Raw genomic sequence first — 24,354 nt, 5'->3', positions numbered from 1 at the left:
AAATGTTATCAACACCAGATGATTAAACGATTACTTTTTTACGTTTGATGACTTGTCCAGCGCCCAAAGCACCCAAAGCCAAAACTGCCACAGCACTACTAGGTTCAGGAACTGATGTAGGTGTTACAGATGTAAGTTTTCCATACAGATAAGCACTATTTGTACCACCTTCTTGAGAAATGAAATCCTGGACTAAATTACCACCAAGAGTATCACTAAAACCTAGTAATTGCAGTGTATAATCTGTACCAGCAATATTGAAAGTGTTTCCTGGGAAAGCATTAGGGAAAGAAATTTTATCAGAACAAGGAATCGTGCTGGTATAAGGACAACTACTTGCAGGTGCTACGTTGGGTGTTTCATCAATAGCTAAATCAAAACCAAATGCCTGAGTAGTAAGAGGGGAGCTAAAATTCAAGTTAACATTCAGTTTTGTTTGACTTGCAGCAGTTCCACCACTGATGACATTATTGAAATGGCGCAGTGTACCTAGTAAAAAAGTGTCGCCAGGATTAAAAGTTGTAGTACCAACCCCGGTAAATCCTAAACCAGATTTACCATCATTTGTTAGTGGAGACCCCCAACGAACTTGATTTTCACTACCTACTGTCTGAGTAACTACACCTGAACCTCCTACTGTATTACTCCAAGTACCAGAAGAACTATTTAAAGTTAAAGCACTAGCTGAGTTTGCAAAAATACCTATTGTTGCTGTAGCAGTAGCAACTAAAGAGATGTTTTTGAGTAAATGTCCAATCATCATCACCTTTATTCTCCGTTTTAGTTGAAATGTGAAAAATTTAAGTTTATTATAACTTCAGAAAACCGTATATTTACAGAATTAATTCATAAAGTTTAGATAAAAGTTTTATGAATTTTAGATAAAGAAATCAAATAAGAATCTTCCAACCAACCAATAAATGATCCAAAACCACTCATTGCGATCGCAACATCCTCTTAGAGTGATTCATTCTGATCCGGTTCATTCCCAATTTTAATTTGGGCATTTTTTTACTTGGAACACTCTAACCCTCTTCCAAGTTGAAATCCATAGTTTTTTCTATGGCGAAAACTCAAGTTTTCAAGATAGATGAGGTTTAAACTTAATTACCACTGTTCAGATAAGTCAAAATTATTCCTTCCGCGTTATTCTTTGCGTCTCTGCGCGAAAAAACCCTCTTACCCAAATCAAAACACCCACATCACAACCCCTAACGGTAAGGTAATAAAAGCCATATTCCCGAAAAATAAACAAAATAAATGACATCCATAGACACCAGCAAACACAAAAAAGCCAAAGCCCTCAAACCCGGAAGCGTGCGCCCCGCCAAAGAACTCTGTAGCGAATGCGGACTATGCGACACCCACTATATCCATTACGTCAAAGAAGCGTGCGCCTTCATCACCCAAAGAATAGACGAACTAGAAACCACCACCCATAACCGCCCCCGCAACCTAGAAGACGAAAAGGAACTCTATTTTGGTGTACATCAAGAAATGATGTCCGCCCGCAAAACCCAACCCATCGAAGGCGCACAATGGACAGGAATAGTTAGCAGCATAGCCATAGAAATGCTCAATCGAGGCTTAGTTGAAGGCGTGGTCTGTGTCCAAAACACCAAAGAAGACCGCTTTCAACCCATGCCCATCATAGCGCGAACCCCAGAAGAAATACTAGCAGCCAAAGTCAATAAACCTACCCTATCCCCCAATCTCTCCGTATTAGAAGAAATCGAAAAATCAGGAATGAAGCGGTTATTAGTCATCGGAGTAGGGTGTCAAATACAAGCATTACGCGCTATTGAGAAAAAACTCGGACTAGAAAAACTCTATGTACTCGGTACACCATGCGTAGATAACGTTACCCGCGCCGGACTGCAAAAATTTCTAGAAACCACCAGCAGTTCCCCCCAAACAGTAGTTAGTTACGAATTTATGCAAGACTTCCGGGTACATTTTAAACACGAAGACGGATCAGAAGAAAAAGTACCCTTCTTTGGCTTAAAAACCAACGTACTCAAAGATATCTTCGCCCCATCCTGTATGAGTTGCTTTGATTACGTCAACTCCCTAGCGGATCTCGTTGTGGGATACATGGGCGCACCCTACCCCTGGCAATGGATAGTGGTGAGAAATGATACTGGGAAAGAAATGTTAGAACTCGTCAAAGATCAACTAGACACCCAACCAGTAATGTCAGAGGGCAACCGCAAACCCGCAGTCCAACAGGGTATAAAAGCCTATGATGACGCAGTTACATTACCCATGTGGGTAGCGCAATTAATGGGAGTAGTGATAGATAGAATTGGACCCAAGGGTTTAGAATACGGAAGATTTTCCATAGATTCCCACTTTGCGAGAAATTATTTATACGTGAAGCGGAATCATCCTGAGAAATTGGCAGATCATGTACCGGAATTTGCCAAGCGGATCGTAGCGCAGTATAAATTACCGGAATAATAGCTCACGCAGAGGCGCAGAGTCGCAGAGAGTTTTTAGAGGTTGTTGACGACTCTTGAGATGCCATCTTTGATGAGTGGGACGTTAAAGTTGATGAGTAGTCCAACTTTTTTATTAGCAAGCTTGAGATAGGTTTGTAACTGTTTATAGCTCACAGGATGGAGATTTTCCACTGATTTTAGTTCAACAATTACCTTGTCTTCAACTATCAAATCAGCCCGGAAACCCTCCTCCAAAACCACACCCTCATAAGTGATAGGAATAACTACCTGTCTTCTCACTTGCAACTTTCGCCGTCTCAACTCAACATCCATCACAGTCTCATAAACAGACTCCAATAAACCAGGTCCTAAAGTTGTGTGAACCTTATAAGCCACATCAACAATAACTCCCGTAATTTCATTCTCAATCATACTCTCTGCGCCTCTGCGTCTCTGCGTGCATAAAAATTATCTTATACTTCTCCTACAGCTTCAATAGCTGCCTGTAACGCAATAGATACATGAGTCCAATGTGTACCGCCCTGACAATACACAACATAAGGCTCACGTAATGGTCCATCGGCTGATAATTCCAAGGTGCTACCTTCAATAAATGTCCCCCCAGCCATGACTACTTGGCTTTCGTAGCCCGGCATATCGTCGGGGATGGGGTCGAGATAAGATCCTATGGGTGAATACTGTTGGATGGCTTTACAGAAGGCGATTAGCTTTTTGGCTGAACCGAGTTTGATGGCTTGGATAACGTCCCCTCTCGGTGCTAAAGGTGCGGGGTTAACGGGATATCCGAGTTTGTCAAATACATATCCTGTGAGGTAAGTTCCTTTCATGGCTTCCCCTACCATCTGCGGTGCTAAAAATAAGCCTTGGAATAAGAGGCGGTTTTGGTCGAAGGTCGCACCTCCCGCACTACCAATACCAGGGGCGGTTAGTCTACACGCTGCTGCTTCTACTAGGTCAGCACGTCCGGCTATATAACCACCTGCACTAACGACTGTTCCACCAGGATTTTTAATCAATGACCCGGCCATGAGGTCAGCACCAACATGGGTTGGTTCTTGGGTGTCTATAAATTCGCCGTAGCAGTTGTCTACAAAACAAACTGTGTTTGGGTTCTGTTGTTTGACTATGTGGACAATTTTTTCAATCTCGGCTATGGATAGGCTAGACCGCCAAGAATACCCGCAGGAACGCTGAATGAGGACTAAACGGGTGTTTTCGGTGATTGCTGTGCTTAAAGCTGACCAATCTACTTTTCCTTCTTTGGTTAGTTCCAATTGGCGGTATTTTATGCCAAACTCAATAAGGGAACCTTGGTTTTGCCCCCGCAAGCCAATTACCTCTTCCAATGTATCGTAGGGAGAACCAACTACTGCTAACATTTCATCTCCAGGACGGAGTACACCAAATAGCGCACAGGCGATCGCATGAGTTCCCGAAACAAACTGCACTCGCACCACCGCAGCCTCGGCACCCATCACTTCGGCAAATACTTTATCTAAGGTTTCTCGTCCCAAATCATCGTGTCCATAACCACTTACACCTGCAAAATGGTGTGCGCCTACACGGTGATTGCGAAAAGCATCTAGTATTCGTTTAAGATTATGCTTGACCTGAGCGTCAATACCAGAAAAAATCTCTAATAGTGCCTGTTCTGCTTGCCGTAGCTTTTCTATGCTGTTCATTGTTTCCTCATTCAAAAAAATATAGATATGCGGATTTATGGCGCGTAGCGCCTAGCTACTCGAAAAATCGCGCAGATTAGGCTGAACAATTTTCTATTCAGGATACTGCATGACAATTGCTACTTCTAAACCTCAAATTAACTGGGTTAACACCCTATTTTTCGTTGCACTACACATTGGAGCTATGTTCGCTTTAGTTCCTAGTAACTTTAGCTGGAAAGCTGTCGGTGTAGCTTTATTTCTTTACTGGGTGACTGGTGGTTTAGGGATTACCCTTGGTTATCACCGTCTTGTCACCCACCGCAGTTTTCAAACTCCCAAATGGCTGGAGTATGTCTTGGTTATTTTCGGGACTTTATCCTGTGAAGGCGGACCTATTGAGTGGGTAGGTACACACCGTATCCATCATTTGCACTCAGATACAGAAAATGATCCCCATGATTCTAATAAAGGTTTCTGGTGGAGTCACATGGGCTGGATGATCCATTTCGCCCCGGCTCACGAACAAGTTCCTCGCTTTACGAAAGATATTTTTGATGACCCAGTTTATCAGTTTTTACAGAAAAATTTCATTTTCTTACAAATTGCCCTGGGCTTGGTACTCTATTCCTTAGGGGGTTGGTCTTTTGTCGTTTGGGGAATTTTTGCGCGTATTATCTGGGTTTACCACTGTACTTGGTTGGTTAATAGTGCTACCCATAAGTTTGGCTATCGCACATATCCAGAATCTGGTGACAATTCCACTAATTGTTGGTGGGTGGCTATTCTTGTCTTTGGTGAAGGCTGGCACAATAATCATCACGCTTTTCAATATTCTGCCCGTCATGGTTTGGAATGGTGGGAAATTGATATGACTTGGATGACTATTCAATTACTCCAACTGCTAGGTCTAGCGACAAATGTCAAGCTGGCAGAGAAAAAAGCATAACGCATAGTTTATCTTGAAAGTCAATAGTTTTATGTTCAAAATTTGGACGCTAAACTATTGACTTTTTGCGTGCGACTACAGCAATTTAAAATTTTCAATTTTAATTTTAATTGCTGACTATCTACCCTAAGTTACTCTTAGGTTGCTATAATCTCAAACATTAATGTTACGTTACAAAACTTTGCTGCAAAATCATTTTTTAAGTGACTTTGCATCGTATTTTGTTGTTTTTTAGGTATTCATGACTACATCAATCATCAAAAACCAGGAAACTTTCGTCTCCACAAGCCTTGGTCAAGACGAAATCAAACTAAAACATATTATCAAAAGTCTGCCCAAGGAATGTTTCCAAAAAAATAGTCGCAAAGCTTGGACTACTGTAGTTCTTAGTTTGTCTATGGCTGCATTAGGCTATTATTTTATAGCAATTTCTCCCTGGTTTCTTCTACCCTTAGCATGGATTTTTACAGGAACTGCTTTAACAGGTTTTTTTGTTATTGGCCATGACTGCGGACATCGTTCTTTTGCTAAACGTCGTTGGGTAAATGATTTGGTTGGTCATTTTTTCATGATGTTTCTAATTTACCCTTTTCATAGCTGGAGAATTAAACATAATCATCACCATAAACATACAAATAAATTAGATGAGGATAACGCATGGCATCCCATCAGACCAGAGGTTTTTGAAAGTTGGGATAAAACCAGACAATCTGCATTTCAATTTTTTATGCAGAAGCGTCTGTGGTGGGTAGGTTCTATTGGACATTGGGCAGTTGTGCATTTTGATGCGCGAAAATTCCAGCCAAAAGATAGAGCTAATGTTAAGCTTTCTGTTGGTGTGGTGGTAGCTTTTGCAGCTATTGTTTTCCCCACTTTGATTATTACAACTGGTGTTTGGGGCTTTATTAAGTTCTGGTTTATTCCTTGGATGGTTTACCATTTCTGGATGAGTACCTTCACTATTGTTCACCACACTCTTCCAGATGTTCCTTTTACAACGGCTGACAAGTGGAACGAGGCTATGGCACAGTTATTTGGTACAGTTCATTGTGATTATCCTCGTTGGGTAGAAATCCTTTGTCACGATATTAACGTTCACGTTCCCCATCATATTTCTACCGCTATTCCTTCCTACAATTTGCGGTTAGCTTACGATAGCATCAAACAAAATTGGCAACCATATCTCCATGAGGAATATAAGTTCTCTTGGGATTTAATGAAACTAATCACTAATGAATGTCAACTTTATAAAACTGACATTGGTTATACAACTTTTGACGAATATTAAGCGCAGAAATAAAGGTCTCTAGCTAATAATTCGACAAGTAGCAAAATGATTTAATTAATCAAAATTTATTAAATCATTTTATTTTCCAACTTTCAATGTTTGCGATATTTAGTGAACATTCTCTACCCTAACTTGATTTTTTTAAACATCACCAAATCCAGTGCAATTAGATACAGTTCAGTCCAACCAAAATCCTAGCTTGGAATCATCTCAGGGTGAAGATAAACTTCCGTTTACTCTCCAAGATTTAAAAGCTGCTATTCCTGCTGAATGTTTTCAGCCTAGTGTGGTTAAATCACTCTATTACTTTTTCCGTGATGTTGCCATTGTTGCTGCTTTATATGCAGTTGCAAATTATCTAGATTCTTGGTATTTCTGGCCAATTTTCTGGGTATTGCAAGGAACGATGTTTTGGGCTTTGTTTGTGGTTGGTCATGACTGCGGACACCAATCTTTTTCTAAGCATAAATGGCTGAATGATTTGGTTGGTCATATCACTCATACTTTCATTCTTGTTCCTTATCACGGTTGGAGAATTAGCCACAGAACTCACCACAAAAATACTGGCAGTTTGGAAAATGATGAAAGCTGGTATCCTGTGTCTGAATCTGAATACAATAAAATGCCCTTATTACAAAAAATAGGGCGTTTCTATGTGTTCTTGTTGGCTTATCCAATTTATTTGTTTAAGCGTTCTCCTGGTAAGGAAGGTTCACATTTTGATCCCAGCAGTCCGCTGTTTAAGCCTTCAGAAAAATGGGACATTATCACTAGCACTACCCTATGGATTTGCATGGTAGGTTTGCTAAGTTTCTTCACCTATCAATGGGGTTGGATGTGGTTAATCAAATACTACGCTGTTCCTTACATTGTATTTATCATCTGGTTGGATTTAGTAACTTATTTACATCACACTGAACAGGAATTACCTTGGTATCGTGGTGATAACTGGACTTTTTTAAAGGGTGCTATTTCTACGATTGATCGGGATTATGGCATTTTTAACCATATCCATCATGATATTGGTACTCATGTTGCCCATCACATCTTTTTGAATATGCCTCACTACAATTTGTTGAAGGCAACTGAGGCAATTAAACCAATTTTGGGCGATTATTACTACAAGTCTGAAGTTCCTATTTGGAAAGCATTATTGCATTCTGCTAAGGTTTGCCGTTTTGTACCAGATACTGGTGATAAGGTTTATCAAACTTATCATCAAGAGAATGTGAAGTAATTCTTAGATGGCTTGAGATTCATAAAGTCCGCAAGTGCGGGCTTTTTTTTTGTGCTGTTGAAAACAACCGTTTGATTGTAATTTTACTATAAGTAAGTCGGCTTGAAAAAACAGAGGTATGTTACAAAATGTAAAATCCCTCAAAGTTTCTTCCCTCTTCCCTTGCCTGAACGATAAATTTCAACGCCTACCTACTTACTACTAATTGAAGTGCGAAAGGTGGGTTCTAACTGATCTATTGCTTTTGGTCTGGGGGTATAAGGGTATAATCTGGCATTAATTCCCGTCCAGCTTGGATTTTGCTGTTAGTGATTTGCATAAATGATTTTAGGTTTTTACTGTGTAGTGTCACAATTAACTACATTTTAGAGATTAGTATTTCACTTACCCAAAAATTGTTCCTGAATTTTTCTTGATCTCATCCGAAATACTCAAACTTGATGTTGTAGTTAATTATCAGACTGAGGGCAAAAAATTTGGAATCAAAGATGTTTATCACAATTTGAGAGTAAATCAAGTGATCTAAATCAACACTGTATCTGTTCTTACCTATTGAACAATGTCGAAAAAAAATGCAAACTCAAACTATCTCAAAAATTAAATCAAAGTTTGTAAATATTAAGTAGTCATCCTCCAATAGTGTGAATTTCTTGGGTGAAGCATAAAATTTTAAACAATGCTATTTTGGAATTATCAATCAAAATACAGAAAGATTTCATTTTTTGATAGTTTTTTCTTCCCGATAATATATATAAAACCTTTGAGGGAATCCCGAAGTATCAATATTTAGTTATGATTCTATTAAGTTTGAAAGCAGTAGTTAATTAATATTACAGGAGAATTCGGGTGCTTAACAACATTTCTCAAGGGAAGTTAAAATTTCCCGCTATCGGTCTACTTGTTACTTTTGGTATTTTAGGTTTGGGTATAATTGGTGAACAGATCAAAATTAATCTCAAATCTACAGCTATAGCGGCCAATTTACCAAGTTATACAAATCAAATTCAAAGTAGTCAGAAAAACTTTCTGGTATCAAGACTGAGAGATATTAGAAATCAAAGAAATCAAATTCAGCAAAATACTCTTGATCCTAACAACTTACCATCTGAAGCTGTAATCACAAACATTCATACAATACCCACAACTACAAGACAATCACAACGGACATCACCAGTCAATTTCCCTGAAAAAGATGGAATTTATCTTTATGGACAGTCCTCAAGACCAAATGAGTTAGGACAAGGTTATATTGTGTTTCAAAAACAGCAAGGAAAGGTAATTGGTGCTTTGTATATGCCCAGTTCTGAGTTTAGCTGTTTTCAGGGGACAATCGCTAAATCAGGAGAATTGGCAATGACTGTAACTAGCTCTCCTGGTGAAGCTGGTATAAATACAGTATCAACTACCAGTAGAATACCCAGATTAACTGATGAAAATGCAATGACTTATGCCTATTCTGTGGCACTACAAGACTATCATCAGTTAAATTCTGTCAGTGCTAATGACCAGCAAATTTTACAGGCTTGTCGTCAAGATTTAAGCAGTGCTAATCAGTAGTTTAATACTCAATTCCCGCTTGGGCTTTAATTCCTTGATCTTTAAAAGGATGCTTAATTAAGGTCATTTCTGTGACTAAATCTGCCTTTTCAATTAAAGCTGGTGGTGCGCCTCTACCTGTGAGAATTACGTGTTTATCTGCTGGTTTTTCGGCTAAACCTGCTAATATTTGTTCAACTTGCAAGTAACCAAGTTTGAGGGCAATGTTAATTTCATCTAATAGTACCAGTTTAAAATCTGGGTTGCGGATAAATTCTAATGATTTATCCCAAGCAGCACTGGCTTTATCTAAATCGCGATCGCGATCTTGAGTTTCCCAGGTAAAACCTTCACCCATCGCATGAAATTCTAATTGGTCTGGCCAATGACTGAAAACCCGCTTTTCTGAAGGTTCCCATGCGCCTTTAATAAATTGGACGATCGCTACTTTATATCCATGACCAAGCGATCGCATCACCATCCCCAAAGCCGCAGTAGTTTTACCCTTACCATGACCAGTATTGACAATAATTAAACCCTTTTCTGGTTTTGCTTTAGCTATACGTTGATCTTGGACTTCCTTCCGCCGCTGCATTTTTTGGCGATACTGTTCATCATTTAGGGATGATGTTGATGATGACATTACCTCGTCTATTAAACGCGAAAGTTCTTGATCTGAATTATCTGAATTTAATTCTTCTGGTGTGTCGTTTTTCATAAATCCTATTGATAAATAACTTTTAAAACTAAGAGAATGAAGTATAATTTTTTTGTATTTAGTAAAGTTACACTAGAAATGTTCTAAATTCTGTTAACTGCGATCTTAATAATTCAAAATTGTCAGAATTTATTTTTTTGGTAATTTTTAAATATAAGCAGTTCTGCTTCGAGTTGTTGACATTCTTCTTGATATCGAGTGAATTCAATATCTAGTGATTCCTTATTAGCATAATAATAAGCCAACGCAGTGTAAATACCTGCAATTGTCAAAAAAGGCTTATCTTCAATAATTTCTTCTGGGGTCATACCAGATTTAATCTCATTGACAATATACTGAACAGTAATACGAGTGTCAGCAATTCGCGGACGACCACCACAAGTACCTGGTGTACTAACAATCAAAGTGGAAATATCTGTGAGGGTTGGCATCAGTTTCTGACTAAATCCTCTGGGATGACTTTATTGTAATCTGAAAAGAGCGATCGCATTTGTTTAAAGTGTAATTTTTACAGAGGAAGATAGTAAATTTGTCCTGCCAATTCTGCCTCTAAACACCACTCCATCATTATCAAAATTCTCGTCAGCAAGCAATTTTAACATACTTCCCGTTCTGTTTTCCGCGCCATTAGTCTATCACGCAACCCTTGGGAATCAAATCTGGCCTCATTTATTCTACGAATTTCCTGTGCTTGTTGCTGTCTTTGCTGTAGATACACTTCCACTTCTTGTTGATGATTGAGGTAGAAGGCAATGGTAGCATAGATATCCGCAAGTTTAAGGGATGGATAACGGTAAGCAATTTCCTCTGCTGTTGTTCCTTGTTTAAAAACAGCAATTACCGTATCTAGTGTTACACGAGTTTTGCCTATCCTAATCACGCCATCGGTGGTAAATTCTAATGGTGGGGGTTCGGATGCGATTCCTTCAGAGAGACTCACTAACGCTTGTGCCATAATTAATAACAAGTTAGTTATGTTTAATAATAGCAAATATTGGTTTAGATATATCCTTGGATTTGCTTAAAAAGAAATACAAAAATAGATAACTCCCGAAGTATTCTCTTGAGAATTGCCGTTAATTCATATCACTAAAAAACATTTTAGCAACTTCCGTAGATTTGAATGCGATAACATTATATTCAGTGTATTTACTATTCAGGATTTCCCAAAAATGTCAAAACTGCAAGGTAAGAAAATTGCACCCATACCCATGTCAGCCGACATCAGTGTGGTTGATTTGATTAATAACTATTTTACCGCTTACAACTCAGCCCGGTTACGGGAAGCTTGTCAACTGCTGACTAAGGAAGTGTTTCAACCAGGTGTAACCGTCGGGGTTAGTCTTTCCGGGGCTTTGACACCAGCGGGTTTTGGAGTTTCCGCCCTTGCGCCTTTAATTCGTCATGGTTGCATTGATTGGATGATTAGCACTGGTGCAAATCTTTACCATGATATGCACTACGGTTTAGGTTTTGAATTGTTTGCCGGTAGTCCGTTTTTAGATGATGTCAAATTACGGGAACAAGGTACAATCAGAATTTATGACATTATCTTTGGCTATGATGTCCTATTAGAAACCGACGCGTTTATCCGTAAAGTCCTCCAAGCTGAACCTTTTCAAAAGCGGATGGGAACGGCTGAGTTTCATTATTTGCTGGGTAAGTATGTGCGGGAAGTAGAAAAGCAATTAGGTGTGCAGCATTCCTGTTTATTAGCTACGGCTTATGAATGTGGCGTACCTATTTATACTTCTTCCCCTGGCGATAGTTCTATCGGTATGAATGTGGCGGCTTTGGCGTTGGAAGGTTCAAAGTTGGTGATCGATCCTGCTATTGACGTAAATGAAACAGCGTCTATTGCTTACGCAGCACGGGAAACCGACGGTAAAAGCGCGGCTGTAATTCTTGGTGGTGGCAGTCCTAAAAACTTTTTGTTACAAACACAACCGCAAATTCACGAGGTTTTAGGATTAGAAGAAAGAGGACATGATTTCTTTGTGCAGTTTACCGATGCACGTCCAGATACAGGCGGTTTATCGGGTGCAACTCCAGCGGAAGCGGTGAGTTGGGGTAAAATTGACCCCGATGAGTTACCCAGCGCAATTGTTTGTTATACCGATAGTACAATTGCTTTGCCTTTGGTAACTGCTTATGTTTTGAATCAATGTCAACCTCGTACTTTAAAGCGGTTGTATGATCGACGGGAAGCATTGTTAGATACTTTGCAAAAAGATTATTTAGCTGCGAAGGATAAACCGGTTGTTAAGGAAGATAGTTATGAGGAAGTAGCTACTTATCCTTGCGGTACGCCGGTTAAACGTTAGAGTTTTATGATAAAAACATCCGGTAAGCGTAAAACTCAGTGGCTTTAGTCCTGAGATATAAGCGACACGAAGGATTTTAATTGCTTGTTTCAAGACTTCGATATCTAACTCAAGTATACGAGCAATTTGTTCTACATTTAGCCTTGTTGGGTTTAACTGGAGTTAACCCAACCTATTTTTTAGGAGTCAGGAGATTGCTAAATCTTTCCAGCATCTCCCGGCCAAGGTGAGGTGGGAGAGTCGGCATCAACAACAGATATATCATCTAGTGAATAGTCTTTTTCTGAACTCAACATTTCATCTTGAGGAGTAGGTAACTGATCTAGTGCCTCTAAAACTTCCAATGTAGAATTATATCGCTTTTTATAATCATCCAAAACCATTTTATTAATAATTGCTGCTAACTCATCGCTAACTATTGCTTTATCAACCCATTTCACTTCTTCATTACTATCTCTTTTCAACTCATGGGGAGAAATACCAGTTAAGGCTTTAATACCTATCATTCCCACAGCATAAATATCACTATTATATCGAGGACGACCAAAACATTGCTCGTTAGGTGCATAACCTTTTGTACCAATACCAATCGTAAAAGCAGTTGATTCTAAATTATCCATGATTTGGGTACTCATTTCTTTAACAGCACCAAAGTCAATTAATACTAGTTTCCAATCTGAATGACGACGGATGATATTAGCAGGTTTTATATCTCGGTGAATTACGTCATTTTCATGGACAAATCTTAATATTGTTAACAGTTCTTTTAACAAGATAATAACTGAACTTTCGTTTAGAGATTTACCTGATATTAATTCTTTACTCAGGGAATGACCAAGTATATACTCCTGTACTAAATAAAATTCTTCATCTTCCTCAAAATAAGCTAATAGTTGAGGAATTTGGTGATTTATTCCCAATTTTTCTAGAGTTTTTGCTTCTGCACTAAATAAACGCCTAGCAAGTGCTAAACTCTCTGGTTTACTAGTAGCTGGTTTTAGCTGTTTGACAACACATTGTGGTTGTTCAGGACGTTGTATATCTTCAGCAATATAGGTTTCACTAAATCCACCTGCACCAAGAACTTTGATAATTTTATAGCGTCCGCCCAGGATTTTACCATTCAATTCTAAATCTTTCTGTTGAATTAGGTCTTGCAGGTCTTCTTGTTGGCTGATAATTTCCTGAATAATAGCAGAAGATTTGTGTTTTTGAAATATGAGTAATAATTTTTGTTTGTTAATTTTTTCCTTAGCTACTTCAGTGCCTAAATAATATAGCCCAGTTAGAGATATTGCTATCATTGGTACTGTAGTGGGAAACATTAATTGACCATAAATAAAGCTACTGTAACTAATTACTCCCCACACAGTAGCTAAGGCAATACTTGACAGTAATCTCTGGATTCCCTGTTTTTTTCTTGTTACTATCACAGCCGTACCACTTACTAGCAGCAGTACAAATAAACCTCGCAATATTGGATTTTTAATGGCTATAGCGATAGATTTATTAGCTATTAAAGTAGCGATCGCATGAGCATGAATTTCTACCCCAGCCATGCGTTCATGAGCAGAACTAGCCACCAGATGGAAATCATTGCTTAATTTTGCCGTAGCACCAATCAGGACAATTTTATTTTGGAAAAACTTACCTTGCTGCAAAGAATTGTTCCAGTTTACTGGGTCAAACACATCTAAAATAGGAATTGTCTTGAATGTCTCCCCAGGTCCCCAAAAATAAATGCGATCGCCTTTAGGTTGAGGATACTTGATTTGTGCTGCTGCTAACACCGCTTCTGCAAAGGAAGGTATTTTAGTGTTGAGAGCATTGTTTTGAGATATGGAGTTCAAAAATTCACTACTCAAGTGGTGAATTTTACCATCCACGTCTAGTGCAAAATTTACTGCACCGATGGACACAGACTCAGAAAGCAAGCTTTGATGCGGCTCCGTTAGTTGCCAAAATTCTCCATGACGAGTTGTAAAATTTTCATAGACTGCGGCCAAGGTAACTTTACTGCCATATTTTTGTAATACTTCCTGAAATTGTCGATCATCAGCCTCACTGTAGGTACTTGACTGATCAAAAACCACATCTAAAGCTACTGAACGCGCACCAGCTTCCACCAACTTGGTGATCAGTTGAGCATAGGCCGCACGTTTATACGGAAAAGGTTTTAGTGGTTGTAAGTAGCTGTACTCTTGAGAATCGGTCGTATAAAATTGTTCAGGAATTGATATAGACTGATCATCAATTGCTAAAATTACAATATCTTCTGGAGCCACTTTTGACCCACGAATTTGAAAAAAGGCAGTCACAGCTTGATTTTCTAGGAGTTGTACCCAATTTCCACTAGCCGCACTCAAAAATGCTGCTACTATCGCCGAAGTTCCAGCAAGGAGATGACCAAAACGCACCATCATTTTAGGCTGGTGCAATGATCCTGTTAAAGTTCCTTTGGTAAAGTTACTTAACTGGCTCTTGGCAGCAGAGACGGATTTTTTAGTTAAGCTGGATGTAATTTCTTCTGCCATATTGTGTCACTCGGTTAATTTAAGTACAACACTGCTATTTATTTACACACAGTTTTAGCGATAATCTACATCTTGAAATCAAACTTAAATGAATATCTTGTCCCTTTCTCAAATAAACTGGAAATACCACTAAACTTACACCAGCATATTTGCTGATAACTTGTTGCTGAAAACTTGTTTGCGTACAAATCCGATTTTAATGTTTGTTAATTAAAGCTAAAGGTGAAGACGTAACTAAGTAGGTATAAGGGACAGGTCTAAGAAAAAACCTTGTAAATTTGCCAAGCTACTACTACCAAACTCTTAATCAAGTAGTATTAAATACTGCCTAAATTTGTGTATAACTCAATTTCTAACCCTGATTTTCGCACAGATATGACCCAGAGCAGATTTACCTTTGCAATTGGTTACGGTGAGATTATATCCTATCCTCGTATGCCGCCAAACCACAGCGAGACCAGTGAGACCAGAAAATGCCGGAGAGCAAAAGTTTTTACCAGAGGCTGAATGTAGTAGCAAGGAGGTAGGATGTGGAGGATAATCAGGATATTAATCCACATAGTCCTAATATTCTGCCCAAAACCTTATGTGATACCTCTTTAGGAGTAAACTTGATTGATATCCAGATCAGAATGCTATTACTAAGTCAATTTTATTGGTAGATTTTGATCAGAGGCTGTGTTCCGAAGAGTCGGAGGTTAAATAAGTTAAGTTCCTAGAATATCAAATTTAATGTTTTAGCCAATTTTATGCTTTGCCAGAGGTAGGATAAAACCTATACATGAAAAAAAACTACTTTTATAGATATTAGCGACCTTGACGATTAAGAATTGCTATAATCTATTGTTCAATCTTACATTCTTATCTATTATTTAGGTGTAAATTTCTATGGGTTCGCCAATGAATCGTCTGTCTATTTTTGTAGACGGAAACAATATGTTCTATGCTCAACAAAAAAATGGCTGGTTTTTTGACCCGCGACGAGTGTTAGAATACTTTAAGAATGAGCAGTCTGAGACAACGTTGATTAACGCTTTTTGGTACACAGGCTTAAAAGATCCACAAGATCAACGCGGTTTTCGAGATGCACTCATTAGTTTGGGATATACAGTACGCACTAAAATCCTCAAAGAATACTATGACGATGTTTCTGGTCGTTACTCACAAAAAGCTAATTTAGATATTGAAATTGTCGTCGATATGTTTAATACAGTAGACCAGTACGACCGAGTTGTTTTATTTAGTGGTGATGGGGATTTTGAAAGAGCAATCGAGCTATTACGTTCTAAGAATACGCATATAACAGTTGTATCAACTGAAGGCATGATAGCCAGAGAACTACGCAATGCTACTGATAGATATATAGACTTGAACGATATCAGAGACAAAATAGAAAAAACTGAAGCTTAGTAAAATTAATAATTATTTACAAAGCCAAGAGTTAAAAAATAAAGTTCAAGGTATTTTAAGCCCACAAACAAAACTAAACAACCTAAAACCAATGAGAAATCAAGCAGACAGAATTATCATCTTTGATACGACACTGCGAGATGGAGAACAGTGTCCGGGAGCGACATTAAACATAGAGGAAAAGCTAATTATTGCCAAACAATTAGCTCGTTTAGGTGTAGATGTAATTGAAGCTGGTTTTGCTTTTGCTAGTCCAGGTGATTTTGAAGCAGTCAAAAAAATTGCCCAAACTATAGGAACAGAAGATGGTCCGGTAATTTGTAGCTTGGCTAGAGCCATTAAAGCAGATATTGAAGCGGCGGCAGCAGCATTAAAACCAGCAGTCCACGGCAGAATTCACACCTTTATCTCTACTTCTGATATTCACTTACAGTATCAGCTGCGAAAGTCACGGGCGGAAGTTTTAGCGATCGCAGAAGAAATGGTAGCTTATGCTAAGTCCTTCATGGATGATGTCGAATTTTCGCCAATGGATGCGGCTCGTACCGATCCAGAATATCTTTACCAAGTTTTGGAGCGGGCGATCGCAGCTGGTGCAACAACAATTAACATTCCTGACACTGTAGGTTACACCACCCCCAGCGAATTTGGGGAGATGATTAAAGGCATTACCGAAAACGTCCCCAACATCGACCAAGCCATTATTTCCGTTCACGGCCATAATGATTTGGGTTTAGCAGTTGCTAACTTCTTAGAAGCCGTTAAAAATGGCGCACGACAGCTAGAATGTACCATTAATGGTATAGGAGAACGGGCTGGAAATGCTGCCTTAGAAGAGTTAGTAATGGCACTGCACGTCAGACGGCAATATTTTAACCCCTTCTTTGGTAGACCTGCTGATTCTGAAGCATCATTAACTAATATTGACACCAAACAAATTTATAAAACCTCCCGTCTGGTTTCCAACTTGACAGGAATGTTGGTGCAACCAAATAAAGCCATTGTCGGTGCAAATGCTTTTGCACACGAATCGGGAATTCACCAAGATGGAGTGTTAAAAAATAAGCTCACTTATGAGATTATGGATGCCCAATTGATTGGTTTAACAGACAATCAAATCGTTTTGGGTAAACATTCTGGTAGAAATGCCTTTGGTACTCGCTTGAGAGAATTGGGTTTTGAATTATCAGACAATGACCTCAATAAAGCCTTTGTTCGCTTTAAAGAAGTCGCAGACAAAAAGAAAGAAATCTCTGATTGGGATTTAGAGGCTATTGTTAACGACGAAATCCAACAAGCACCAGATTTATTTAAAGTTGAATTAGTACAGGTTTCCTGCGGTAGCAACACTCAACCAACTGCTACAGTGACACTTCGCACTCCCGAAGGTAAAGAATTAACCGATGCAGCTATTGGTACAGGTCCAGTAGATGCGGTTTATAAAGCCATCAATCGAGTAGTGAATGTACCTAATGAATTGATTGAGTTTTCAGTGCAATCGGTGACAGGTGGAATAGATGCTTTAGGGGAAGTCACGATTCGCTTACGCCATGAATCCCGTGTATTTTCCGGTCATGCAGCAAATACAGACATCATTGTGGCATCGGCTCAGGCTTATGTGAATGCACTGAATAGGTTGTATTCAGCATTGCAGAAGGAAGTTAAGGAAGAAGTGACAGCATAATAACATATATACCCTAGATCCCCGACTTCTTGAAGAAGTCGGGGATCTGTGAGTTCTGACTACTTTTGAATTAATTCCAAAGCATGAGTTAATATTTCTTGTTCATTAACCATAGTTGCTAATTCTTCTGTTTCATAACGTCCTTCAAAAGCTTCTAAAGCTGCTCTTTTTAGTGCTACTTGATATCCTTGTTGCAGAATTTCCATTAATTCTATTTGATTCAAGTAAACACCACCAGATTTGCGGCGTTTATTAATTTTATTGATTTCCCGTACTGCATTTTCTATAGATATTTCCCAAGAACGGGTAGAACGTTTTTCAGCTTTTTGTTTGATTAAATGGATGAGTAGAATTACGCCATAACTATCAATTTTATTGATTTTATCACTAAGGCTCATTTCTTCTAATTCATCTACTAACAGTAAAGCTTCATTGATTTTTCCTTGTTGTAGGAGTTGTCTAATTTCTAAGAGTTCTTCCATGTTGGTTGTGGAAATTGTGATTAACAATTAATATTTATTATATTTTGAATTCATTACTAGTGGATAAGATAATCTGTTCGGAAATTAATTGTATCAAAGGAATTTCTCTAAATAATACACTGTCGTCTACAAAAGGTGTATATTTATCTTTATAATCTTTTTCCTTAATACGTTCTTTACTATGAACTATAGCATTTCGAGTCTTATAAATTCTGTTAGCCAATTGTTCATAAATCTTGTTTTGATTTTGAAAATTTATATTAGTATTCTCTCCAGAACCAGAAAATGAAACTTTTGTTGTTTTATAATAATTTAATAAATTAGAATCAAACTGATTAATATCATTTTCCAATTGACTTAAATTAATATATTGTTTTAAACAGATTTTTAAAGCTTCTAATTCCTTAAAAGTTGAGTCTCCATTAATTGCTGATAAAGAATCTTTAACCATGCTGATTAGTTTGTTAATATCCTTCTCTCGATTATAAGAAAACCCCGGATTTGTAATAATTTTCTTGATTTCTTGATTCAAGTAATCATAAAATACAGACTCAAAAAAATGTTCTATTACATGATAATGAGACAAAAATATTACAACAGGATCTTTTGCAGATACTGCTAACAAATAATGTTGTATTAAATCATTATTATACAATCTTTTAGGAGGATCTATTTCATCTTTTGATGAATTTCTTTTAATAGGATTTTTTTCTAAATATGTTTCTGGATAAAATATCAAATCTGTATTATTATAAGCTATTTGAAATAAGAATGTGTAAGTTAAGTTATCAAAATCTTTTAATGACAGTTTTTTATCAGCTATAATTTTGAGTGTTAAATAACTGTTAGATGTCTGTTTTAAATAATCAAAAATGTTGATTTCATGGCTATCCTCTGGCTGCTTTATAGGCCAATTTTGCCTATTTCCTATAGATAAATTAGTATAAATATTTTGCTTAATTTGTTGTAAAATTATCCATAATAAATATTCATCGCTGATAGGAGAAATTTCATATTTTAATTTATTATATTTATCTTCAAGAAATATTATAACTTCCTTTTTTTCTGTAATACTATTAAGTAATTTTGCTGTATTTTCCCGTTTTACAAGCAATTCGTAATGTTTATCATCATAAAATTCATACTTATTATCTTCTGTGATTCTTTTATTGGATAAAGTGTTTAATATCTCTTCTATTCTAGAAAATCTTAGGCTTATTGAAAAAGGAGCTTGCGGTTTACGTAATATTTGAGGTTTTCCAGAAACTTTGGGTTCTATTTTTGGTTGCTGTGTAAGCTTTTTTTCAAAAATATATTTATCATTGTCTAACTTTGCAGTTGTATTTGTAATTTTTTCTAAGAGTTTAATAACATCCTCAATTTTTACATCTTCTTTTATTGATGAATCCATATTTTTATTGACTATAACAACTTCATAAGTATAGCATTATTTATACTTTTAGTATACCCTTGTGATATGTATTGGTAACATTAAAATACCCTAAAAATGGTACATTATGTTTTTATGCACTCTACGAAACCCATTCAGCGATAAACTCAACTTGTATAAAAATTCAGATAAGGTGTATTAGTGCAGCTACAAATTCAATTAAATCGAGGTACAGAAAATTCACCAGTTAACGCCAATCTTGTTGAATTATCTCAAAAACACATCCATGATTATGAAAACTTATGGCGCGAGGAGTTACGAGTTTTTCAAGCAGAAGATAAGTTTTGGGATTGGTTATTTAAACTGGGATATATTAGCAAACAAGACAACCAAGAAGGGTATGCGCTGGAATGTGAAGGTTGTACTCAAGGGTTAATGATGGTGGAAACTCAATTACACGGTTCACGCTCTGCAATTGGACAAAGATTAGTATATATCCAGTACATTACCTCTGCTCCTTGGAATCGTAAAGAAATACAAAGTCCACCACGATATAAAGGTGTAGGTACTGCATTATTGAGATATGCACGACTCAGAAGTGTAGAGTTAGGTTATGGTGGAAGAATTGGACTGCATTCACTTCCAACTGCGGAACGATTTTATGAAAACCAAAATATGTTCAATCTTGGTATTGATGAAGAATACGAGAATCTTACCTATTTTGAATATGGTATGTTACGACTACAAAAATGATACAGGGAGTAATTATGAATAATAACCAAAATGTAGCTGAAGCTATTGATTTACTTTTTAACCCAGCATTCCTTCAAGCAGCAATTCAAATTGAAAATGAAACCGACTGCGACGTGACAGCAGGATTAGATTGGGGTTTAGCAATTCCCGCTTTATTGCAAAATCCGGGAATGTTTGGAAGGTTGACACAGTTGCGCGTATCACTCAACCGGGAACTGAGGTTACTCCTAAAAGAATGGAATTTGGGTATAGGGGAAAAAACAGCTTTAGAAGTAGCACAAAAATCCTTGATTCAAAGATTACAATTACCTGAACCTGCGGCTTTATCAGCACTGCAAGATATTTTAAAGCAAGATGAATTATATAATGTTGAAGAATTTATATCTAATCGGGATGTATTAAAGTCACTTTTAGCTATTTTATTATTAGCTAGTGATTGGGAAGAAATAGCTTTAGCTGCTGCAAACTCAGTACGAGAACAGGTAATTTATCAAGTAGGCATTAATCAAATTTCTGCATAAAATAATGATTTAGGCTTAAATATTACTATGAATAATCCAATTACAAATTCTTTAACTGAAGTCAAAACAGCATTAAAACAAATCTGGGGATATGATGATTTCCGTCCACCACAGGGAGAAATTGTCAAAAGTTTATTATCCCAAAAAGACGCATTAATTATTATGCCTACAGGTGGAGGAAAATCAATTTGTTTTCAACTTCCTGCACTATTAAAAACCGGATTAACTTTAGTAGTTTCTCCCTTGGTAGCATTAATGGAAAACCAAGTTGAAGAACTACGTCAACGCAACCAAAAAGCCGCACTTTTACACAGTGAATTACCTGCAAATCAACGCCGTGCAACTTTGCAAGCTTTAGAAAAACAACAATTAAGATTATTATATTTATCCCCAGAAACTTTACTCAGTCCCCCGGTGTGGGAAAGGTTATCTCATCCCCAATTACAAATTAATTGCATTATCCTAGATGAAGCACATTGTTTAGTTCAATGGGGTGATACATTTCGTCCAGCTTATCGGCGTTTAGGTGCAGTTCGTCCAGCGTTATTAAAATCAAAACCACCGGGGACTAAAATTAGTTTAGCAGCTTTTACAGCAACGGCTGATCCTTCAGCACAAAAGATAATTTCTGATGTTTTACAATTACAAAAACCTGATAGTTATAAACTTAATCCTTACCGTAATAATTTACATCTTAGTATTAAAATTGCTTGGACTCCGAAAGGTAGAAAACAACAATTATTAAAATTTATTCAAAATCGCCCAAATCAAGCAGGTTTAATTTATGTGAGAACTCGCAAAGATAGCGAAAATTTAGCCGAGTGGTTAACAGAAATAGGGTATAAAACTGCTAGTTATCATGCAGGATTAGGTGCAACAGAAAGACGTGCAGTAGAAGCAAGTTGGTTAGGTGGAAAAATACCTTTTGTAGTTTGTACCTGTGCTTTTGGGATGGGGATAAATAAATCAGATGTGAGATGGGTTATACATTTCCATGCACCACATTTATTATCTGAATATGTGCAGGAAATAGGACGTGGGGGAAGAGATGGAAAACCAGCAGAAGCCTTGACTTTAATTAGTGAACCAACGGGATTTTTAGATGCTGAAGATAAACAAAGACAGCAGTTTTTTGAACAACAAATGTTTAAGCAACAACAAAAAGCTCAACAGTTAGTAAAAAAGTTACCGCAACAGGGAGAAGTAACATCTGTAATTAAACAATTTCCTGATGGTGCAAATGCGCTTTCTTTACTGCATAGTAGTGGCCAATTGCAATGGCTTGATCCTTTTCATTATGCAATTTCTACAAACTCTGGAAAACAGCCGAAAATGCAATTACAAGCTGCTAAACAAATGAGTGAATATTTGCATACTAAAAAATGTCGTTGGCAGTTTTTGTTAACTGCTTTTGGTTTTGGGAAAGATGCTGAAAATTGGCGTTGTGGACATTGTGATAATTGTCAGAAATAAATCAATAAATGTCAGCAGTAATCAAGGAAAGTTGTCATTTGTTTTTGGGAAATGTTATAATCAGATATAAGATTAATTTGTTGAATAAATTTTATTTATGCTAGACTTCATCAATTCTCTTTTAGGTCGCCACCCAGAGCGTATCAAAGCCAACGTCGAAATTTACACTTGGCAAACTTGCCCTTACTGTATCCGTGCCAAAATGCTGTTATCGTGGAAAGGCGTTAAATTTACTGAATACAAAATTGACGGTGACGAAGCAGCGAGAGCAAAAATGGCAGAACGCGCCAATGGTCGCCGCAGTGTTCCCCAAATTTTCATTAATAATCAACATATAGGCGGTTGTGATGATTTGTATGGATTAGATACAAAAGGTCAACTAGACCCGTTGTTGGTTCAGGAGTCAGAAAATAGGGAAACAGTAACAACTGAATAATGACCATTGACCACCCAGAATATTTAAAACATCAAAAATGGATGAATCGCGCCCTAGAATTAGCACAGGTAGCGGGTGATGCGGGTGAAGTTCCTGTAGGTGCGGTGATTATTGACCAATGGGGTAACTTAATTGCGGAAGGGGAAAATAGAAAAGAACGGGAGCAAAATCCTACCGCGCACGCGGAAATTATTGCGATTCAATCAGCTACGAGAAGTTTACAAAGCTGGCGTTTGGATAAATGCACCCTGTACGTGACATTAGAACCTTGTCCGATGTGTGCTGGTGCTATAGTTCATGCACGGTTGCAAACATTAGTTTATGGAGTGGACGATACTAAAACTGGCGCAATTCGGACTGTTATCAACATACCCAGTAGTCCCGCATCTAATCATGCTTTACAAGTGGTAGGAGGTATTCTAGAATCAGCTTGTCGCCAACAATTACAAACTTGGTTTACTGCTAGAAGGCATAAGCATAAATAACAGACAGAGGTAAAACTGTCCAGATAGCAAAACACAAGTGACTCAAGAAAATTTACGGTGGACATAATTAAGTTTGCGTCACATTTTACCCGCCAACTACCAGCCACCGTCATGATGGAATTTTACTCTGCTTCTACCAACTCTGAATCTCAATTAACAAATACCTCAGTAAATCCCAAGGTGGCTTCTAGTACATCAAGGGTTTCTTCTTGGTTAACTCCTTTGGCCTATTGTTTGGGGCATAACGTAGTTATACCGTTATTTTTTGGTAAAATTAATATCAAGGGTCAAGAAAATATCCCTAAAAATGGACCTGTTATTTTTGCACCTACTCACCGTTCTCGTTGGGATTCTTTGCTGTTACCCTATGCTACAGGTCGTCGTGTCACTGGTCGAGATATGCGATTTATGGTGACAAGCAGTGAGTGTCAAGGGATACAAGGCTGGTTTGTGCTGCGTATGGGCGGTTTTCCTGTAGATATTCAACGGCCGGCGATCGCCACTTTGCGTCATACTGTAGGGTTAATGGTAGATGGAGAAATGTTGGTGATTTATCCCGAAGGTGGCATTTATCGAGATGGCAAAGTTCACCCCTTAAAGTCGGGAATTTCTCGTTTAGCTTTAACTGCTGAATCTATTCACCCTGGTTTAGATATAAAAATTATTCCCGTTGGCATTAATTACAGTCAACCTTATCCCAACTGGGGTACAGATGTGAACATTCATATTGGCGAATCTATAAAAGTTACAGATTACATTAATGGTTGTTTAAAAAAAGATGCTAAACGCCTAACCGCAGATTTAACAAATAAATTACAACAATTAAGTCATCAAAAATCAGAAATAGCTGCTCATGCTTTTGCAGAAATGCCCAATTCCTGCGTTTAAATATATTTGTATTTCTACTAGGAATACTTGTTGTGTAGGTAGTGATCGCATTTTCAAACTTATGTAATTCATAAAATCTCTCTAATAGAGTTTTAGAGAGATTTTTTATCTCAAAGGACGAAG

The 24,354-nt window shown here is 37.6% G+C and carries 23 protein-coding genes; 14 read left to right on the top strand and 9 right to left on the bottom strand.

Features of this window, described 5'->3' with window-relative positions; translation table 11 throughout:
* Window positions 1-22: 22 nt before the first annotated feature.
* Window positions 23-763 (bottom strand): THxN family PEP-CTERM protein, encoded by a 741-nt coding sequence (locus VB694_RS02710; RefSeq protein ID WP_323358767.1) that lies wholly within the window; start codon window positions 761-763, stop codon window positions 23-25.
* A gap of 497 nt (window positions 764-1,260) precedes the next feature.
* On the opposite strand from VB694_RS02710, the gene VB694_RS02705 reads away from it, so the two are divergent.
* Window positions 1,261-2,460, top strand: coding sequence for a Coenzyme F420 hydrogenase/dehydrogenase, beta subunit C-terminal domain (locus tag VB694_RS02705; protein ID WP_323358766.1), 1,200 nt, complete (start codon window positions 1,261-1,263; stop codon window positions 2,458-2,460).
* Between the two features lie 35 nt (window positions 2,461-2,495).
* On the opposite strand, the gene VB694_RS02700 is transcribed toward VB694_RS02705, so the two are convergent.
* On the bottom strand, window positions 2,496-2,873 hold the full coding sequence (locus VB694_RS02700; RefSeq protein WP_323358765.1) for a GxxExxY protein: 378 nt from the start codon (window positions 2,871-2,873) through the stop codon (window positions 2,496-2,498).
* Window positions 2,874-2,914: 41 nt separating this feature from the next.
* On the bottom strand, window positions 2,915-4,144 hold the full coding sequence (locus tag VB694_RS02695) for a methionine gamma-lyase family protein (protein WP_323358764.1): 1,230 nt from the start codon (window positions 4,142-4,144) through the stop codon (window positions 2,915-2,917).
* Between the two features lie 109 nt (window positions 4,145-4,253).
* Here VB694_RS02695 and VB694_RS02690 point away from each other — a divergent pair, with 109 nt between their 5' ends.
* The 4 genes from VB694_RS02690 to VB694_RS02675 all read left to right on the top strand — a co-directional run bounded on the left by VB694_RS02690 (window position 4,254) and on the right by VB694_RS02675 (window position 9,154).
* Window positions 4,254-5,072: an acyl-CoA desaturase gene (locus tag VB694_RS02690; RefSeq protein WP_323358763.1), complete on the top strand. Its 819-nt coding sequence runs from the start codon at window positions 4,254-4,256 to the stop codon at window positions 5,070-5,072.
* A 241-nt stretch (window positions 5,073-5,313) separates the two neighbouring features.
* A complete protein-coding gene (locus tag VB694_RS02685; RefSeq protein WP_323358762.1) occupies window positions 5,314-6,360 on the top strand; it encodes a fatty acid desaturase in 1,047 nt (348 codons plus the stop codon).
* 160 nt (window positions 6,361-6,520) lie between these two features.
* Entirely contained in the window at window positions 6,521-7,597 is a 1,077-nt protein-coding gene (locus VB694_RS02680; protein WP_323358761.1) for a fatty acid desaturase, read from the top strand.
* An 846-nt stretch (window positions 7,598-8,443) separates the two neighbouring features.
* Window positions 8,444-9,154 (top strand): hypothetical protein, encoded by a 711-nt coding sequence (locus VB694_RS02675; protein ID WP_323358760.1) that lies wholly within the window; start codon window positions 8,444-8,446, stop codon window positions 9,152-9,154.
* 1 nt (window position 9,155) lies between these two features.
* Here VB694_RS02675 and cobO read toward each other — a convergent pair whose 3' ends face one another.
* The 3 genes from cobO to VB694_RS02660 all read right to left on the bottom strand — a co-directional run bounded on the left by cobO (window position 9,156) and on the right by VB694_RS02660 (window position 10,806).
* Window positions 9,156-9,851 carry a cob(I)yrinic acid a,c-diamide adenosyltransferase gene (gene cobO / locus VB694_RS02670; protein ID WP_323358759.1) on the bottom strand — a complete coding sequence of 232 codons (696 nt, stop codon included), beginning with the start codon at window positions 9,849-9,851 and terminating at the stop codon, window positions 9,156-9,158.
* Window positions 9,852-9,973: 122 nt separating this feature from the next.
* The gene (locus VB694_RS02665) at window positions 9,974-10,282 is read right to left on the bottom strand and encodes a DUF433 domain-containing protein (RefSeq protein ID WP_323358758.1); all 309 of its coding nucleotides are present in this window, start codon (window positions 10,280-10,282) and stop codon (window positions 9,974-9,976) included.
* Between the two features lie 164 nt (window positions 10,283-10,446).
* Window positions 10,447-10,806 carry a DUF433 domain-containing protein gene (locus VB694_RS02660; protein ID WP_323358757.1) on the bottom strand — a complete coding sequence of 120 codons (360 nt, stop codon included), beginning with the start codon at window positions 10,804-10,806 and terminating at the stop codon, window positions 10,447-10,449.
* Between the two features lie 217 nt (window positions 10,807-11,023).
* On the opposite strand from VB694_RS02660, the gene VB694_RS02655 reads away from it, so the two are divergent.
* Window positions 11,024-12,175: a homospermidine biosynthesis protein gene (locus VB694_RS02655; protein WP_323358756.1), complete on the top strand. Its 1,152-nt coding sequence runs from the start codon at window positions 11,024-11,026 to the stop codon at window positions 12,173-12,175.
* 197 nt (window positions 12,176-12,372) lie between these two features.
* Here VB694_RS02655 and VB694_RS02650 read toward each other — a convergent pair whose 3' ends face one another.
* A complete protein-coding gene (locus VB694_RS02650; protein WP_323358755.1) occupies window positions 12,373-14,709 on the bottom strand; it encodes a serine/threonine-protein kinase in 2,337 nt (778 codons plus the stop codon).
* Between the two features lie 888 nt (window positions 14,710-15,597).
* Between VB694_RS02650 and VB694_RS02645 the strand changes: the two genes are divergently transcribed.
* Entirely contained in the window at window positions 15,598-16,119 is a 522-nt protein-coding gene (locus tag VB694_RS02645; RefSeq protein WP_323358754.1) for an NYN domain-containing protein, read from the top strand.
* A gap of 91 nt (window positions 16,120-16,210) precedes the next feature.
* A complete protein-coding gene (locus VB694_RS02640; protein ID WP_323358753.1) occupies window positions 16,211-17,803 on the top strand; it encodes a 2-isopropylmalate synthase in 1,593 nt (530 codons plus the stop codon).
* Between the two features lie 59 nt (window positions 17,804-17,862).
* On the opposite strand, the gene VB694_RS02635 is transcribed toward VB694_RS02640, so the two are convergent.
* Together VB694_RS02635 and VB694_RS02630 are read right to left on the bottom strand one after the other, a co-directional pair.
* Entirely contained in the window at window positions 17,863-18,285 is a 423-nt protein-coding gene (locus VB694_RS02635; RefSeq protein WP_323358752.1) for a DUF29 family protein, read from the bottom strand.
* 37 nt (window positions 18,286-18,322) lie between these two features.
* Window positions 18,323-19,696 (bottom strand): hypothetical protein, encoded by a 1,374-nt coding sequence (locus VB694_RS02630; RefSeq protein ID WP_323358751.1) that lies wholly within the window; start codon window positions 19,694-19,696, stop codon window positions 18,323-18,325.
* Between the two features lie 180 nt (window positions 19,697-19,876).
* Here VB694_RS02630 and VB694_RS02625 point away from each other — a divergent pair, with 180 nt between their 5' ends.
* The 6 genes from VB694_RS02625 (at window position 19,877) to VB694_RS02600 (ending at window position 24,231) form a co-directional block, all read left to right on the top strand.
* The gene (locus tag VB694_RS02625) at window positions 19,877-20,428 is read left to right on the top strand and encodes a GNAT family N-acetyltransferase (protein ID WP_323358750.1); all 552 of its coding nucleotides are present in this window, start codon (window positions 19,877-19,879) and stop codon (window positions 20,426-20,428) included.
* A 14-nt stretch (window positions 20,429-20,442) separates the two neighbouring features.
* Window positions 20,443-20,949, top strand: a complete 507-nt coding sequence (locus VB694_RS02620) for a hypothetical protein (RefSeq protein WP_323358749.1) — start codon at window positions 20,443-20,445, stop codon at window positions 20,947-20,949.
* A 27-nt stretch (window positions 20,950-20,976) separates the two neighbouring features.
* Complete coding sequence (locus VB694_RS02615) at window positions 20,977-22,422, top strand: ATP-dependent DNA helicase RecQ (protein ID WP_323358748.1); 1,446 nt, start codon at window positions 20,977-20,979, stop codon at window positions 22,420-22,422.
* Window positions 22,423-22,519: 97 nt separating this feature from the next.
* Window positions 22,520-22,858, top strand: a complete 339-nt coding sequence (gene grxC, locus VB694_RS02610; protein ID WP_323358747.1) for a glutaredoxin 3 — start codon at window positions 22,520-22,522, stop codon at window positions 22,856-22,858.
* A complete protein-coding gene (gene tadA / locus VB694_RS02605) occupies window positions 22,858-23,343 on the top strand; it encodes a tRNA adenosine(34) deaminase TadA (protein WP_323358746.1) in 486 nt (161 codons plus the stop codon). The genes grxC and tadA overlap by 1 nt, the downstream gene beginning before the upstream one ends.
* Before the next feature lie 111 nt (window positions 23,344-23,454).
* A complete protein-coding gene (locus VB694_RS02600; RefSeq protein ID WP_323358798.1) occupies window positions 23,455-24,231 on the top strand; it encodes a 1-acyl-sn-glycerol-3-phosphate acyltransferase in 777 nt (258 codons plus the stop codon).
* The last annotated feature ends 123 nt before the right edge of the window (window positions 24,232-24,354 follow it).

Source organism: Anabaena sp. UHCC 0451 (genome assembly GCF_034931405.1).
Taxonomy (GTDB): Bacteria; Cyanobacteriota; Cyanobacteriia; order Cyanobacteriales; family Nostocaceae; genus RDYJ01.
Note: the sequence above shows the minus strand (reverse complement) of the source record. Positions and strands in the feature narration are given on the sequence as shown.

Excerpts from the sequence above, each read along its gene's own strand:
- VB694_RS02710 (WP_323358767.1), bottom strand. The coding sequence starts at position 763 with ATGATGATTGGACATTTACTCAAAAACATCTCTTTAGTTGCTACTGCT.
- VB694_RS02705 (WP_323358766.1), top strand. The coding sequence starts at position 1,261 with ATGACATCCATAGACACCAGCAAACACAAAAAAGCCAAAGCCCTCAAA.
- VB694_RS02700 (WP_323358765.1), bottom strand. The coding sequence starts at position 2,873 with ATGATTGAGAATGAAATTACGGGAGTTATTGTTGATGTGGCTTATAAG.
- VB694_RS02695 (WP_323358764.1), bottom strand. The coding sequence starts at position 4,144 with ATGAACAGCATAGAAAAGCTACGGCAAGCAGAACAGGCACTATTAGAG.
- VB694_RS02690 (WP_323358763.1), top strand. The coding sequence starts at position 4,254 with ATGACAATTGCTACTTCTAAACCTCAAATTAACTGGGTTAACACCCTA.
- VB694_RS02685 (WP_323358762.1), top strand. The coding sequence starts at position 5,314 with ATGACTACATCAATCATCAAAAACCAGGAAACTTTCGTCTCCACAAGC.
- cobO (WP_323358759.1), bottom strand. The coding sequence starts at position 9,851 with ATGAAAAACGACACACCAGAAGAATTAAATTCAGATAATTCAGATCAA.
- VB694_RS02665 (WP_323358758.1), bottom strand. The coding sequence starts at position 10,282 with ATGCCAACCCTCACAGATATTTCCACTTTGATTGTTAGTACACCAGGT.
- VB694_RS02660 (WP_323358757.1), bottom strand. The coding sequence starts at position 10,806 with ATGGCACAAGCGTTAGTGAGTCTCTCTGAAGGAATCGCATCCGAACCC.
- VB694_RS02655 (WP_323358756.1), top strand. The coding sequence starts at position 11,024 with ATGTCAAAACTGCAAGGTAAGAAAATTGCACCCATACCCATGTCAGCC.
- VB694_RS02650 (WP_323358755.1), bottom strand. The coding sequence starts at position 14,709 with ATGGCAGAAGAAATTACATCCAGCTTAACTAAAAAATCCGTCTCTGCT.
- VB694_RS02645 (WP_323358754.1), top strand. The coding sequence starts at position 15,598 with ATGGGTTCGCCAATGAATCGTCTGTCTATTTTTGTAGACGGAAACAAT.
- VB694_RS02640 (WP_323358753.1), top strand. The coding sequence starts at position 16,211 with ATGAGAAATCAAGCAGACAGAATTATCATCTTTGATACGACACTGCGA.
- VB694_RS02635 (WP_323358752.1), bottom strand. The coding sequence starts at position 18,285 with ATGGAAGAACTCTTAGAAATTAGACAACTCCTACAACAAGGAAAAATC.
- VB694_RS02630 (WP_323358751.1), bottom strand. The coding sequence starts at position 19,696 with ATGGATTCATCAATAAAAGAAGATGTAAAAATTGAGGATGTTATTAAA.
- VB694_RS02620 (WP_323358749.1), top strand. The coding sequence starts at position 20,443 with ATGAATAATAACCAAAATGTAGCTGAAGCTATTGATTTACTTTTTAAC.
- VB694_RS02615 (WP_323358748.1), top strand. The coding sequence starts at position 20,977 with ATGAATAATCCAATTACAAATTCTTTAACTGAAGTCAAAACAGCATTA.
- grxC (WP_323358747.1), top strand. The coding sequence starts at position 22,520 with ATGCTAGACTTCATCAATTCTCTTTTAGGTCGCCACCCAGAGCGTATC.
- tadA (WP_323358746.1), top strand. The coding sequence starts at position 22,858 with ATGACCATTGACCACCCAGAATATTTAAAACATCAAAAATGGATGAAT.
- VB694_RS02600 (WP_323358798.1), top strand. The coding sequence starts at position 23,455 with ATGATGGAATTTTACTCTGCTTCTACCAACTCTGAATCTCAATTAACA.